Source organism: Pseudokineococcus sp. 1T1Z-3 (genome assembly GCF_037482365.1).
Taxonomy (GTDB): Bacteria; Actinomycetota; Actinomycetes; order Actinomycetales; family Quadrisphaeraceae; genus Pseudokineococcus.
In genome coordinates, this window is record NZ_JBBHZF010000026.1 from 85,932 (window position 1) to 99,106 (window position 13,175).

General features: G+C 75.9%; 9 protein-coding genes and 2 tRNA genes. 8 read left to right on the forward strand and 3 right to left on the reverse strand.

Going from position 1 to position 13,175, the window contains the following annotated elements:
- Positions 1-72 precede the first annotated feature (72 nt).
- Entirely contained in the window at positions 73-2,628 is a 2,556-nt protein-coding gene (pepN, locus tag WDV86_RS12495; protein ID WP_339567968.1) for an aminopeptidase N, read from the reverse strand.
- Between the two features lie 134 nt (positions 2,629-2,762).
- On the opposite strand from pepN, the gene WDV86_RS12500 reads away from it, so the two are divergent.
- The gene (locus WDV86_RS12500) at positions 2,763-3,404 is read left to right on the forward strand and encodes a mycothiol-dependent nitroreductase Rv2466c family protein (protein WP_339567969.1); all 642 of its coding nucleotides are present in this window, start codon (positions 2,763-2,765) and stop codon (positions 3,402-3,404) included.
- 183 nt (positions 3,405-3,587) lie between these two features.
- Complete coding sequence (locus WDV86_RS12505) at positions 3,588-7,139, forward strand: ABC transporter ATP-binding protein (RefSeq protein WP_339567970.1); 3,552 nt, start codon at positions 3,588-3,590, stop codon at positions 7,137-7,139.
- 18 nt (positions 7,140-7,157) lie between these two features.
- Here the strand turns inward: WDV86_RS12505 and WDV86_RS12510 are convergent, their stop codons facing one another.
- The gene (locus tag WDV86_RS12510; protein WP_339567971.1) at positions 7,158-7,907 is read right to left on the reverse strand and encodes a DUF429 domain-containing protein; all 750 of its coding nucleotides are present in this window, start codon (positions 7,905-7,907) and stop codon (positions 7,158-7,160) included.
- A 69-nt stretch (positions 7,908-7,976) separates the two neighbouring features.
- On the opposite strand from WDV86_RS12510, the gene WDV86_RS12515 reads away from it, so the two are divergent.
- The 4 genes from WDV86_RS12515 to WDV86_RS12530 all read left to right on the forward strand — a co-directional run bounded on the left by WDV86_RS12515 (position 7,977) and on the right by WDV86_RS12530 (position 11,032).
- The gene (locus WDV86_RS12515; protein ID WP_339567972.1) at positions 7,977-8,453 is read left to right on the forward strand and encodes a ribose-5-phosphate isomerase; all 477 of its coding nucleotides are present in this window, start codon (positions 7,977-7,979) and stop codon (positions 8,451-8,453) included.
- Entirely contained in the window at positions 8,446-9,354 is a 909-nt protein-coding gene (locus WDV86_RS12520) for an Fpg/Nei family DNA glycosylase (RefSeq protein WP_339567973.1), read from the forward strand. The genes WDV86_RS12515 and WDV86_RS12520 overlap by 8 nt, the downstream gene beginning before the upstream one ends.
- 68 nt (positions 9,355-9,422) lie before the next feature.
- Positions 9,423-10,640, forward strand: coding sequence for a PP2C family protein-serine/threonine phosphatase (locus WDV86_RS12525; RefSeq protein ID WP_339567974.1), 1,218 nt, complete (start codon positions 9,423-9,425; stop codon positions 10,638-10,640).
- The gene (locus WDV86_RS12530) at positions 10,616-11,032 is read left to right on the forward strand and encodes an SRPBCC family protein (RefSeq protein ID WP_339567975.1); all 417 of its coding nucleotides are present in this window, start codon (positions 10,616-10,618) and stop codon (positions 11,030-11,032) included. Before WDV86_RS12525 ends, WDV86_RS12530 begins: the two co-directional genes overlap by 25 nt.
- A 26-nt stretch (positions 11,033-11,058) precedes the next feature.
- Here the strand turns inward: WDV86_RS12530 and WDV86_RS12535 are convergent.
- Positions 11,059-11,132 (reverse strand) — tRNA-Gly (locus WDV86_RS12535).
- A gap of 148 nt (positions 11,133-11,280) precedes the next feature.
- Between WDV86_RS12535 and WDV86_RS12540 the strand changes: the two genes are divergently transcribed.
- A tRNA-Pro gene (locus WDV86_RS12540) sits at positions 11,281-11,357 on the forward strand.
- 192 nt (positions 11,358-11,549) lie between these two features.
- Positions 11,550-12,920 carry a trigger factor gene (tig, locus tag WDV86_RS12545; RefSeq protein WP_339567976.1) on the forward strand — a complete coding sequence of 457 codons (1,371 nt, stop codon included), beginning with the start codon at positions 11,550-11,552 and terminating at the stop codon, positions 12,918-12,920.
- The last annotated feature ends 255 nt before the right edge of the window (positions 12,921-13,175 follow it).

Here is a 13,175-nt window from a genome sequence, read left to right on the forward strand (position 1 = left end):
TCTGGGGACGCCGATGCCCGGCCTCCGATGGAAGCCGGGCGTGGGCGTCCCCAGACGCCGGACGAGGCCGGCTCAGCCGCGCGAGCGTCGGTCCAGCTCCTGGGCACGCCGCGCCCGCTCGACGTTGTCGCGGTTCTCCAGGGTGAGCCGCCGCAGCCCGGAGGGGGCGTCGGGGTTGGCCTCCAGCCACTCGCTCGTGCGGCGCACGACCTCGGCGCCCTCGGCCTCGTCGGGGAAGAGCCCCAGGACCACCTGCTGGGCGGTCTCGTTGGTGCGCTCGGCCCAGACGCGCGCGATCGAGGCGAAGTAGCGGTCCATGAAGGGCGCCAGCAGCTCGGGGTCGCGCACGCGCGTGAAGCCGTCGATCGCGGCCCCCTGCAGCGCGACGGGCGTGTCGCCGCGGTCGACGACCGAGGCCCACACCTCCTCCTTGACCGCCGGCTCCGGTCGCGCGGCCCGGGCGGTGACGGCGAGGCGCTGGCCGCGCGCCGTCCCGTCCCGCTCGGCCATGGCGTCGACCTCGCCGGCGTCGGCGTCGCCCGCGGCCACGAGCGCCGTGAGCAGCTCCCAGGCCAGGTCGACGTCGACCTCCAGGCCCGGCAGCGGCGCCCGCCCGTCGAGGACACCGCGCACCGCCGACAGCTGGTCGGGCGTGGACGCCTGCGCCGCAGCGGCTCGCACGAGCTGCAGCTGCAGGTCGCTGCCCGGTGCGGCGCGCCGGGCGGCCTCCAGCAGGCGTCCCGCGACGTCGGCGCGCAGCGTGGCCCGGTGCTCCGGGGCGACGTAGAGCCGCAGCGCCGTCGCGAGCTGCCGCAGCAGCACGAGCACGACGGAGGAGTCGCTCTCCGCCTCGAGGCCGCGCAGCACGAGCTCGACGAAGTCGCCGACCGGTGTCTCGGCGTCGCGCGTCATGTCCCACGCGGAGGACCACACGAGCGTGCGCGGCAGCCCCTCGGCCAGCAGCGACAGGTGCTCGACCGCGGTCGCCCACGACTGCTCGTCCAGGCGCACCTTGGCGTAGGCGAGGTCGTCGTCGTTGAGCAGCAGCAGCGCCGGCCGGGGGCGGCCGACGAGCTCGGGCACCTCGGTGCGCTCGCCGTCGACGTCGAGCTCGACCCGGTGGGTGCGCTGCAGCCGGCCGTCGACGAGGTCGTAGCAGCCGATCGCCAGGCGGTGCGGGCGCAGGACCGGGTGCTCCGGCGGGGCCTCCTGGCGCACCGCGACGCCCGTCAGGACGCCCGAGCCGTCGACCTCCACCTCCGGGCGCAGCGTCGTCACGCCGGCCTGCTCCAGCCACAGCGCCGACCAGGAGCGCAGGTCCCGGCCCGACGTCGCCTCCAGCTCGACGAGGAGGTCGGACAGCTCGGTGCTGCCGTGGGCGTGGGCGCGGAAGTACCGGCGCACGCCCTCGTCGAACTCCTCCTTGCCGACCCACGCCACGAGCTGCTTGAGCACGCTGGCGCCCTTGGCGTAGGTGATGCCGTCGAAGTTGACCTCGACGTCCTCCAGGTCACGGATGTCGGCGACCACGGGGTGGGTCGAGGGCAGCTGGTCCTGCCGGTAGGCCCACGACTTCTCCATGATCGAGAAGGTCGTCCACGCCGACTCCCAGCGCGTCGCCTCCGCCGTGGCGAGGGTCGAGGCGTACTCCGCGAAGGACTCGTTGAGCCACAGGTCGTCCCACCAGCGCATCGTCACGAGGTCGCCGAACCACATGTGCGCCAGCTCGTGCAGCACGGTGACGGCGCGACGCTCGACCACGGCCTCGGGCACGCGGCTGCGGAAGACGTAGTCCTCCAGGAACGTCACCGCGCCGGCGTTCTCCATGGCCCCGGCGTTGAACTCGGGCACGAAGAGCTGGTCGTACTTCGTGAAGGGGTAGGGCAGGTCGAAGAGCGCCTCGAAGTGGGCGAAGCCGCGCCGGGTGATGTCCATGAGCTCCTCGGCGTCGAGGTGCTCGGCCAGCGACCGCCGGCACAGGACGCCGAGCGGGACGATGCGCCCGTCCCGGCTGGTCAGCTCGCCGTCGACCCGGTGGTAGGGCCCGGCGACGACCGCCGTCACGTAGGAGGCCAGGCGCGGCGTCGGCTCGAAGGACCACGTGGCGCGGCCGGGCCCGGCGCTGGAGGGCTCCGGCGTGGGGGAGACCGAGACGACGGTCCAGTGGTCGGGCGCCGTCACGGTGAAGCGGAACGTCGCCTTGAGGTCGGGCTGCTCGAAGACGGCGAAGACCCGGCGGGAGTCGGCCACCTCGAACTGGCTGTAGAGGTAGACCTCGTCGTCGACGGGGTCGGTGAAGCGGTGCAGGCCCTCGCCCGTCGTCATGTACGCGCAGTCGGCGACGACCCGGACGACGTTGTCCTCGGCGAGCCCGTCCAGCTGCACGCGTCCGTCGGCGACCAGGTCCGCGGGGTCGCGCCGCTCGCCGTTGACCTCCAGCTCGGTGACGGCGGGGGCGACCAGGTCCAGCCACGTCGAGGCCCCCTCGCGGGCGCTGAAGCGCACCACCGTGGTGGAGGTGAAGACCTCCGCGCCGCGGGTGAGGTCGAGCGTGACGTCGTAGGACTCGACCCGGACGAGGGCGGCGCGCTCGCGGGCCTCGTCCCGGGTCAGGTTGGTGCCGGGCACGGGAGCTCCTGCGGTCTCGTCGGCGCGCGGGCCGGTGGACCCGGCGAGCGCGGTGGTCGGGCGTCCCCACCCCGGGGAGCCGGAGGTGCGTCCGCCGTCGGAATGCTGCCATGCCCCGGGGCGCTGGGCCGGGCATGAGCGAGCGGAGCGGCACGGACGGCCACCACGACGGCGAGCGGGCGCAGGCGGAGTTCTGGTTCGACCCCATCTGCCCGTGGGCGTGGATGACGTCGCGGTGGATGGGCGAGGTCGAGCAGGTCCGTGACGTCGACGTCACGTGGCGGGTCATGAGCCTGGCCGTCCTCAACGAGGGGGCGGACCTCCCCGAGAAGTACCGGGAGCTGATGACCAAGGGCTGGGCGCCGGTCCGCGTCGTCACCGCCGCTGCCGTCGAGCACGGCGCCGAGCACGTCAAGCCGCTCTACGACGCCATCGGGACCCGGGTCCACCCCGGCGGGCGCACGGACTACCGGGAGGTCCTGGCCGAGGCGCTCGAGGAGGTCGGCCTGCCGGCGGGGCTGCTGGACGCGGCCGACACCGACTCCTACGACGAGGCGCTGCGGCGCAGCCACTCCGACGGGATCGACCGGGTGGGCCAGGACGTCGGGACGCCGGTCATCGCGGTCGCGGGTACGGCCTTCTTCGGGCCTGTCGTCACCCCGGCACCGAAGGGCGAGGCAGCAGGCCGCCTGTGGGACGGCGTCCTCGCCGTCGCCTCGACGCCCGGCTTCTACGAGCTCAAGCGCTCGCGGGACAAGGGGCCGATCTTCGACTGAGGTCCCGACCGCCGTCGCCGTCTTCCCCGGCCTGTCGATGGAGGGACCGCGGCCGTCGGCGAAATGGCCTGGGCCGTCGTCGGTGCCCGCGTCTAGCGTGCGGCGAGCGGCCAGACGGCCCCGCGACCGCGGGTGCGCTGGCAGGCGCCCGGCCGAGCGGCCGAGAGGTCGAGGGGATCCGTCGTGAGCAGCGCCAGGGCCGAGGACGTCGCGACGGCCGACGTCCCCGCGCAGGGCCGGCAGCCCGCGAGCGACGGCGGGCCGGCCAGCCCGGGAGACGGCGGTGGCGCCGGTGGACGTCCCACCGACCCGGCGCCGCTGGACCGGCGACGGCTCGCCGCGCCGGGGACGTGGGTGGCCCTGGCCGCCGCCGCCCTGGCCGCGGTGGGGGAGACGGTCGGGGCCGTCCTGGCGGGCCGCGCCGTCGAGGGACCGACGCCGGCGCTGGTCGCCAGCCTGGCGGCGGTGCTCGTCGGCTTCGCCCTGCTCGACACGGCCGGCCGCACGATCTTCTCCGGCGTCGTCGGCCGGGCCGAGGGCCGTCTGCGCGGGGACCTCGTCGACCGCGCGCTCGGCCAGCCGGTCACGGCTCTGGAGGAGCAGGGCGTCGGTGAGCTCTTCGACCGCGTGGACGACGACGCCTGGCAGCTGTCGCAGCTGCTGCGCGGGGTCGGCTGGTCCACGCTCGGCGCGGCGCTGCGCAGCGTCGCCGCCTGGGTCGTGGCCGGGCTCATCGCCTGGCCCGCCTTCGTCGCCTTCCCGGTTGTCGCCGCCCTGACGTGGCTCGCGGTGCGGCGCCGGGCGCCCGAGGTGGCGCGGCTCAAGGTGCTCGAGGAGGTCGCCTGGTCCGAGCACTCCTCCCACCTGGAGGAGGCCGTGGCCGGGCGCGACGACGTCCGCACCTCGCTCGGGCAGCCGCACGTGCTGCGGCAGTACGCCATCCGAAGCCGGGCGCTGCTCGGGCGGGTCCGCGACGTCAGCCATGCCGCCGCGGACCTCGCCGCGCGGGCCGGCGTGGTCCTCAACCTCCTGCTCGCCGGCGTCGTCGTCGGCGGGGTGGCCCTGGTCGTCACGGGCGGCCTCGACGTGGGGCAGCTCGTCACCCTGTGGCTGCTCGTCGCGCTGTTCGTGGGGCAGCTGGTCCAGGTCAGCAACCACCTGCCGGAGATCCAGGAGGGCCTCGGCGCGCTCACCCGCATCCGGGCGCTGCTCGGCGCGGAGCAGGAGCCGCGCGGTGGCCGGCCGGTGCCGCCCGGCCCGGCGCGGGTCGAGCTGCACGGGCTGTCAGTGGGCTACGAGGGCGGCTTCGCGCTCGACGGCGTGAGCCTCGTCGTCGAGGAGGGCACCACGTGCGCGCTGGTCGGGCGCAGCGGCTCGGGCAAGTCGACGCTCGCCAAGGCGCTCTCGCGCGCGGTCGAGCCGGCGCCCGGCAGCGTCTTCGTCGGCGGGGTGGACGTCACCGAGGCCGACGTCGCCTCGCTGCGCCGCGGCGTCGGCGTCGTCACCCAGCGCACCGAGCTCCTGGCCGCGAGCCTGGCCGACAACATCACCCTCTTCGCCGACGTCGAGGACGGCGCCGTCGACCGGGCCGTCGACGCGCTCGGGCTGCAGGACTGGGTCGACGGGCTGCCCGACGGCCTGGCGACCCGTCTCGGCTCCGGCGGGACGACGCTGTCGGCGGGGGAGGAGCAGCTCGTCGCCTTCGCGCGGCTGCTCGTGCGCGACGTCTCCCTCGTCGTGCTCGACGAGGCGACGGCGCGGATGGACCCCCAGACCGAGGCGCGGGTCACCCGGGCCTCGGAGCGGCTGCTGGCCGGGCGCACCGGGATCCTCATCGCGCACCGGCTGACGACGACCCGGCGCGCCGACACCGTCGCCGTCCTGGAGGACGGCCGGCTCGTCCAGCACGGCCCGCGCACCCAGCTGGCCGCCGCCCCTGGCCCCTTCCGGGACCTCCTGGCGGCGGCGGGCGGTACCGACGAGGGGCCCGTGGTCGCGGCGCCCACGCACCGGGCGCCGCGGCGACCGACGCCTCCGCCGGCACCTCAGCCGGCGACCTCGGTGCCGCGCACCGTCGTCCGCTCGCTGCTCACGCACAAGCGCTGGGGGCTGACGGCGTCGGTCGGCTTCCTCGGGCTCTCGCTGCTCGGCGGGACGGGAGCGGTGACGGCCTGGCTGTGGGGGCTCGCCGTCGCCGACCTCAGGGACGGGCAGGAGCCGTGGGCGCTGCTGGCGCCGCTCGTCGTCGCCGTCCTGCTCGCCCCCTTCTGCCTGCTCATGTCCTTCCGGCTGTACCCGCTGTGGTGGGTGGCGATGGCGCTGCGGCTGCGCCTGGCGGTGCTGCGCGGGCAGACCGCGCAACGGCGGCTGGCGCGCACGACACCCGGCGAGGTGACGGCACGAGCCCTGGACAGCGACCGGCTGATGATCTACTGCGACCGCTGGGTCGACATCTCCATCGGCGTCGTCGTCGTGGCCGTGACGGCGCTGGCGGCGCAGGAGAGCCTGCTCGCGGGCGGGGTCGTGGCCGGGGTGCTGCTCGGGTCTGCGCTGGTCTCCGCGCTCGGGGCACCGGCCGTCGGCCGGGCCGCGCGGGTGGCGGGAGACCAGCGCGCCGTCTTCGGCTCCTCGCTCGTCTCGGCGCTCGACGCCGTCCGCACCGTCAAGCTCGCGTCCGCCGTCGCCCCGGTCCGCCGGCACCTGGCTGCCGTGGACGACGTCCGGGTGCGGGCCTCCGTCCGCGAGAATCGGCTCAAGGCACTGATGCAGGGCGTGCCGGTGGTGCTCGCGCAGGCAGGTGTGGCCGCCGGCTGGGTGCTCTACCTCCTCGACGTCTTCGACCTGGCGACGGCGATCCTCGTCACCGGTGCGGTGAGCGGCTCGACGTGGTTCGGGACGGTGGCGGGCGCGGCCATCACCGAGCTGCCGGTGGCGCGGCGCTGGCTGCGGGCCGCCTCGGTGCTCGCGGGTCACGGGGACCTCGTCAGCCTGCCGCCGGGCGTCGACCTCGTCGGGGGCACGGCGCCGGCACCGCCCGAGGCGCCGCGGACCCCGCTGCGGTCGCTGCGGTTGGAGGGCGTGGCCGGCGTCCACGAGGACGGCACGGTCGGTGTCGCCGGCGTCGACCTGCAGGTCGAGGCGGGCGAGCTCGTGCTGCTGCTCGGGCGCGTCGGGTCGGGCAAGTCGACGCTGCTCGGCGCGCTCGCGGGCCTCGTCGACCACGAGGGCCGGGTGCTGTGGAACGGCGAGGACGTCGACGACCCCGAGGTCTTCCTGCGTCCCGGCCAGGTCGCCTGGGTCGGCCAGGTGCCGCGGGTGCTGTCGGGGACCTTCGCCGACAACGTCGTGCTCGACCACGCCCGCACTCCGGAGGGTGCGCTCGCGGACGCCCGCATGGGCCTGGACGTCGAGCGCGCGGGCGGTCACGGCGCGCTCGTCGGCCACCGCGGCGTCCGCCTGTCCGGAGGCCAGGTCCAGCGCCTCGCCCTGGCGCGGGCGCTGGCGACGGAGGCCGAGCTGCTCGTGGCCGACGACGTCTCCTCGGCGCTCGACGCGCGCACCGAGGTCGAGCTGTGGGAGGCGCTGCGCTCCCGTGGCACGACGGTCGTCGGCTCGACCTCCAAGCGTTCGGCCCTTGCCCGCGCCGACCGCGTCGTCGTGCTGGAGGAGGGCCACCTCGCCGAGGTGGGGCCGTGGGCCGAGCTCGAGGCGCGGTGGGGGCACCTGGCTGGGTAAGCCGACGTAGGTGCCCCCTCAGACGTGGATCCGTACCGCCCGTCGTCCGTCCCACTGCTCGTGCTCGGGCACGAGGACGGCCACGTCCTCGACGACGCGCCAGGCCGACCACGCGGCGGCCATCGCGTCGAGCGCGTCGTCGAGGGCGATGTGGACGTCGGCTGCTTCCAGCGCCGAGGTCAGCGCCGCGTCGCTGCACCCGAGCCCGCGGTCGCCTGCCAGCACCGTCAGCCGTTGCCGGGCGCCGCGGGCGCTGCGCTTGGGGGCGAGCAGCCGGCCGGCCATCTCGGTGAAGGACAGCTCGGGGTGGACCTCGACGAGCCGTCCCGGGCCGTCGACCCGCTCGGCGGCGACGGCGTCCCACGCGCGGACGTGGCCGAGGAGCGCGTAGGCCTGGGCGCTCGGCGCCGGCGCGCCGAGCGACCGCGCCAGCTCGCGCGCCTGCGCGTAGGTGCCGCCGTGGGCGACCACCTGGCGGACCGGCGTCACGAAGACCCGCGACGCCGCGCCCCGCGCGTTGGGACCGGGACGGCGGCGGGCCGCCACGAGCAGGTACGCCCTGGCCGCCGCGTCGGCCGCCCGCTCGCCCTCGGTGACCAGGCCGAGCGGCAGGTCGAGGCCGACGACCTCGGCGCCGTGCCGGTCGGCGGCGGCGAGGACACCGGCCGGGTCGGCCTCGAGGGTGAGCACGGGCGCCGTTCCCGGCCCCTCCCACGCGCACGCCGCCCATCGCCCGCGGCAGCCGTCGACCCCGAGCACCCTCGCCATGGCCCGAGCGTCCCAGACCCGCCCCGACGCCCCCCGTCGCACCGCCAGCCCATGTGCTGAGATCACCCCATGCGTGTCCACGTCGCCACCGACCACGCCGGGTTCGACTTCATCCGCGACCTGGCGGCGCACCTGCGTGAGGCCGGCCACGAGGTCGTCGACCACGGCCCGCAGATCTACGACGCCGAGGACGACTACCCGGCCTTCTGCACCGCCGCGGGCGAGGCCGTCGTGGCCGACGAGGGCAGCCTCGGCGTCGTCGTCGGCGGGTCCGGCAACGGCGAGCAGATCGCCGCCAACAAGGTCCTCGGCGTCCGCGCGGCCCTGGCGTGGAACCTCGACACCGCCCGGCTGGCCCGCCAGCACAACGACGCCAACGTGGTCGCCATCGGCGCGCGCCAGCACTCGGTGGAGGAGGCGACCGCCATCGTCGACGCCTTCCTCGACGAGCCCTTCTCCGGCGCCGAGCGGCACGCCCGCCGCATCCGCCAGGTCGGGGACTACGAGCGGCAGGCCCGGGCCACCGCGGGCGCCGCCGGTGCCTGAGGGGCACAGCGTCCGCCGGCTGGCGGACGTCTTCGCGCGCGACTTCCGCGGCCAGGAGCTGCGCGTCTCCAGCCCGCAGGGCCGCTTCACCGACGGCGCCGCCCTCATCGACGGGACGCACCTGCAGCGCGCCGAGGCGCACGGCAAGCAGATGTTCCTCGGCTTCGACGGCGGCCGGTGGATGCGCGTGCACCTCGGCCTCTACGGCAAGTGGGCCTTCGGGACGGGCGAGCCGCCCGAGCCCCGTGGCGCCCTGCGGGTCCGGCTCACCGGCCCGGGCGAGGACGGCGAGGGCGTCTGGGCCGACCTGCGCGGGCCCACCGCCTGCGAGGTCGTCACCACGGCCGAGAAGGAGGCGGCGCGCGCCCGCCTCGGGCCCGACCCCCTGCGCCGGGACGGCGACGGCGACGCCTTCGCCGCCCGTCTCGCCCGCAGCCGCACGAGCGTCGCCGCCCAGCTCATGGACCAGAAGGTCGTCGCCGGCGTCGGCAACGTCTATCGCGCCGAGGTGCTCTTCCGCGCCCGCCTCGACCCCTTCACGCCGGGTACGCAGGTCGGCGAGGAGCTGGCACGGCTGCTCTGGGACGACCTCGTCGTCCTGCTCAAGGACGGCGTCCGGCGCGGGTCCATCGTCACGACGCTGCCCGCCGACCGCCCCGAGGGGCGCCGTCGCGGGCGCGTCCGCCGCGAGGACAGCCACTACGTCTACCGGCGCCACGGCCTGCCCTGCCGGGTGTGCGCCACCACCGTCCTCACGCGGGAGCTGGTCGGGCGCAACCTCTACTGGTGCCCGGTGTGCCAGGACGGCGTGCCGGCGGTCCTCGCGCCGGCGGTGGACCTCGCCGAGCCCGTGCCACCGGTCCTCCCCGCGTCGAGGGCGTCGGGCGCCGCCGCGGGCTGAGCCACCGCCCCGCCGGTCGCGCCGCAGAAGCGCCGCGGCAGCCGGGGACCGCTCGTTAGTCTGCCCAGGTGACCACCGACAGCCGCCCCCTGCCTGGGCGGCGGGCGGGTGCCCCCACGTGGGTGCCGAGCGGCGTCGGCAGCTGGCTCGCCGAGCGACGTCGCCGGATCACCTGGCTGGTGCAGCTGCGGCTGCTGCCCTCGCAGACCTTCCGGCTCTCGGTGGCGACCGGGCTCGTCGTCGCCTGGGTGATCGCCGCGATCGCGGTGCCGCTGTGGGCGCCGGCGTCGGCCCTCTCGGTCGTCATCGTCCTCGGCGGCTACTTCTTGCGCCTGCGGCAGCTGGCGATGCTGCTGTTCCTCGTCGTGACGGCCCTGGCCTACGTGGTGCCGCGCCGCAACGACGGCATCCTCCCCCGCGGCGTGACCCGCGCGACGGTCGACGCGATCTCGACGCAGATCAACCCCTCGGTGCTGTGGGTGCTGGCCGCGGTCGCGGGCGTCGTCGTCCTCATCGCCCGCAGCCGCGAGCGGCTGGGCGTCCACGGCGCCCAGGGCGAGTCGATGCTCGTCGACCTGCGTGACCGGCTGCGTGCGCAGAGCCGGGTCACGTCGCTGGCCGAGCCGTGGCACCTCGAGCACGCCATCCGCTCGGCCTACGGCGACGGCTTCGCGGGTGACTTCCTGCTCGCGCGCCGGTCGGGGGAGGAGCGGCTCGACGTCCTGCTCGTCGACGTCTCGGGCAAGGGCACCGCGGCCGGCACCCGGGCCCTGCTGCTCGCCGGCGCCTACGGGGGCCTGCTCGGGGCGCTGCCCACCGAGCGCCTCCTGCCCGCGGCCAACGACTACCTGCTCGAGCAGGGGTGGAGCGAGGGCTTCGCGACGGCGCTGCACGTCTCCCTCGACCTGCGCACCGGCGCCTTCGAGGCCGCGAGCGCCGGGCACCCTCCCCTGCTGCGGCACCGCGGCGGCCCCGGCGGGCTCGGGCGCTGGGTGGTCACCGAGGTCGAGGGAGGCCCCGCGCTGGGGCTGCTGGAGGACGTCGACTTCCCGTCCGCCCGAGGCGTCCTGGAACCTGGTGACGCGCTGCTGCTGTACACCGACGGCGTCGTCGAGGCACCCGGTCGCGACCTGGCCGACGGCATCGACCTGCTCGCGAGCGCCGCCGGGGACCTGACGACGGGCCCCGGCCTGCGGGGCAGCGCCCGCCGACTGGTCGACGCCGTGGCCGCCGAGGACGACGACCGGTCGGTCGTCGTGCTGTGGCGGGCCCCGGAGGAGGTCTGAGGCTCCGGCTCGCCGCCGCGGGCGACGCGACGGCGCAGGAGGCCTGGGACCGCTACGCCCGCACCTCGCGCTGGTCGCAGTGGTCGCCGCAGGTGCGCTCGACGTCGCTGCCCGCGCACCTGGCGAGCGGCGCGGAAGGCGTCGTCGTCGGGCCGCTGGGGCTGCGCGTGGCGGCGTCCGTGGGAGAGGTGGAGCAGGCCGCGCGTCGCTGGGCGTGGACGGTGCGCCTGGCCCGCCCCGCGCTGCCCGGCGTGCGGCTGCGGCTCGAGCACGAGGTCGTCGCCCGGGGGAGCGGGTGCGCGACGTCGCTGGTGCTCGACGGCCCTGCGCCCGTGGTGCTCGGGTACGCGCTGCCCGCGCGGCTGGCGATCGGGCGGCTCGTCCGGGCCTGAGGTGACGACCGGCGCCCGGAGGCCCGTGGAGCGGGTGACGGGAATCGAACCCGCGTAGCCAGTTTGGAAGACTGGGGCTCTACCATTGAGCTACACCCGCAGCGCCGACGAAGACGTCGACCGCACGAGGGTAGCGACCCCGCCGTCGGCCCTTCGCCACCAGGTCGGTCGACGGCGGCGAGGACGCGACTACGCTGACCCTGCCGGCGAGCAGGCCGGCTCGTGCTGCTCGTCACCACGACCGGCCACGGGGTGTGGCGCAGCTTGGTAGCGCGTCCGCTTTGGGAGCGGAAGGCCCCCGGTTCGAATCCGGGTACCCCGACCAGTGCGCCGACGTCCACTGCTGGCCTCCCCGCCCAGCCCCTCCAGGGGCGGGCGGGCGACGGCTCGGTTCGGCCGCTGTGCCGCCGGGCACTACCGTGGGGCGCTGGCCCGCCGCCCGTCCGCCGTCCGAAGGCGGACAGCCCCGTTTCCCGGGGTCGAGGCGCACCGTCCCACAGCATCTGGAGCCCTCGCAGTGAAGAGCGCCGTCGAGACCCTCACGCCGACCCGGGTCAAGCTGACCGTCGAGGTCCCCCTGGCCGAGCTGCAGCCGAGCCTCGACAAGGCCTACCGCGAGATCGGCAAGCAGGTCACCGTCCCCGGCTTCCGCAAGGGGAAGGTGCCGCCCCGCATCATCGACCAGCGCGTCGGCCGCGGTGCCGTCCTGCAGGAGGCCGTCAACGACGCGCTGCCGACCTTCTACAGCCAGGCCGCCCAGGAGCAGGAGCTCCGGGTGCTCGGCCAGCCGTCGGTCGAGGTCACGCAGGTTCCGGTCGACGCCGACAGCCAGCTGGCCTTCACGGCCGAGGTCGACGTCCGCCCGCAGGTCGACCTGCCCGACTACGCCTCCCTCGAGGTCTCCGTCGACGACGTCGAGATCTCCGAGGAGGACGTGCAGACGCGTCTCGACGCGCTGCGGGCCCGCTTCGGCACCCTCACCGGAGTCGACCGCCCCGTGCAGGACGGCGACTTCCTCTCGGTCGACATCTCGGCCGAGATCGACGGCGAGGTCATCGACACCGCCGACGGCATCAGCTACGAGGTCGGCTCCGCGACGATGCTCGACGGCACCGACGAGGCGGTCACCGGCCTGTCCGCCGGGGAGAGCACGACCTTCACCTCGGCCCTCGCCGGCGGCGACCGCGCCGGCCAGGACGCGCAGGTGACCGTCACGGTCGTGTCGGTCAAGGAGCGTCAGCTGCCCGAGGCCGACGACGACTTCGCGCAGATGGCCTCGGAGTTCGACACCGCCGAGGAGCTGCGCGCCGACCTGCGCGAGCAGTCCCGCAAGGCCGCCGTCCTTGAGCAGGGCGTGCAGGCGCGCGACAAGATCCTCGACGTCCTGCGCGAGCGGGTCGACGTCCCCGTGCCCGAGGGCCTCGTGGAGCAGGAGGTCCAGCGCCACCTCGAGAGCGAGGGGCGGCTCGAGGACGACGAGCACCGCGCCGAGGTGGTCGAGGAGACCCGCCAGGCGCTGCGTACCCAGCTGCTGCTGGACGCCGTCGTGGAGAAGGAGCAGGTGCAGGTCTCCCAGGAGGAGCTCGTCGAGTACCTCGTGCAGACCGCGCCGCAGATGGGCATGGAGCCCAGCGCCTTCGCGCAGGCCATCCAGGAGGCCGGGCAGGTGCAGGCGATGGTCTCCGAGGTCGCCCGCCGCAAGGGGCTCGCCGTCGTGCTCGAGGGCGCCACCATCACCGACGCCTCCGGCAACCGCGTCGACCTCTCCGAGGACGAGGACGCGCCCGAGGCCCCCGCTGCCGAGGCCGAGGCCCCCGAGGGTGGGGCCGGCGAGGCCCCGGCGGGCGACGCCGAGACGCCGGCCGAGGACGCCGCGACCCGCGCCTGAGGCGGTTCCGGCGCCCCGGCCCACGGGGCTGGGGCGCCGGCGACCCTCGTCCTGAGACTGCGCCGTCCGGGTGAGGCCGCGACCACCCGTGCGCCGTCGGCGAACACGGCCGGGGCGCCGGAACGGGGGCCGGGGGCCGAGGGTTAGGGTCGCTGCCAGACCGTGACGGGCTGACACAGGCCACCCGCGGCGACGCGGCGGACGACCACCCGACGTCCGGGCGGCAGCGGGACCGGCCTCCACGAGAAGACGGGC

Bases quoted from the DNA above. Each gene is read 5' to 3' on its own strand.
- WDV86_RS12515 (WP_339567972.1), top strand. From the start codon at position 7,977: ATGCGTGTCCACGTCGCCACCGACCACGCCGGGTTCGACTTCATCCGC.
- WDV86_RS12500 (WP_339567969.1), top strand. From the start codon at position 2,763: ATGAGCGAGCGGAGCGGCACGGACGGCCACCACGACGGCGAGCGGGCG.
- WDV86_RS12510 (WP_339567971.1), bottom strand. From the start codon at position 7,907: ATGGCGAGGGTGCTCGGGGTCGACGGCTGCCGCGGGCGATGGGCGGCG.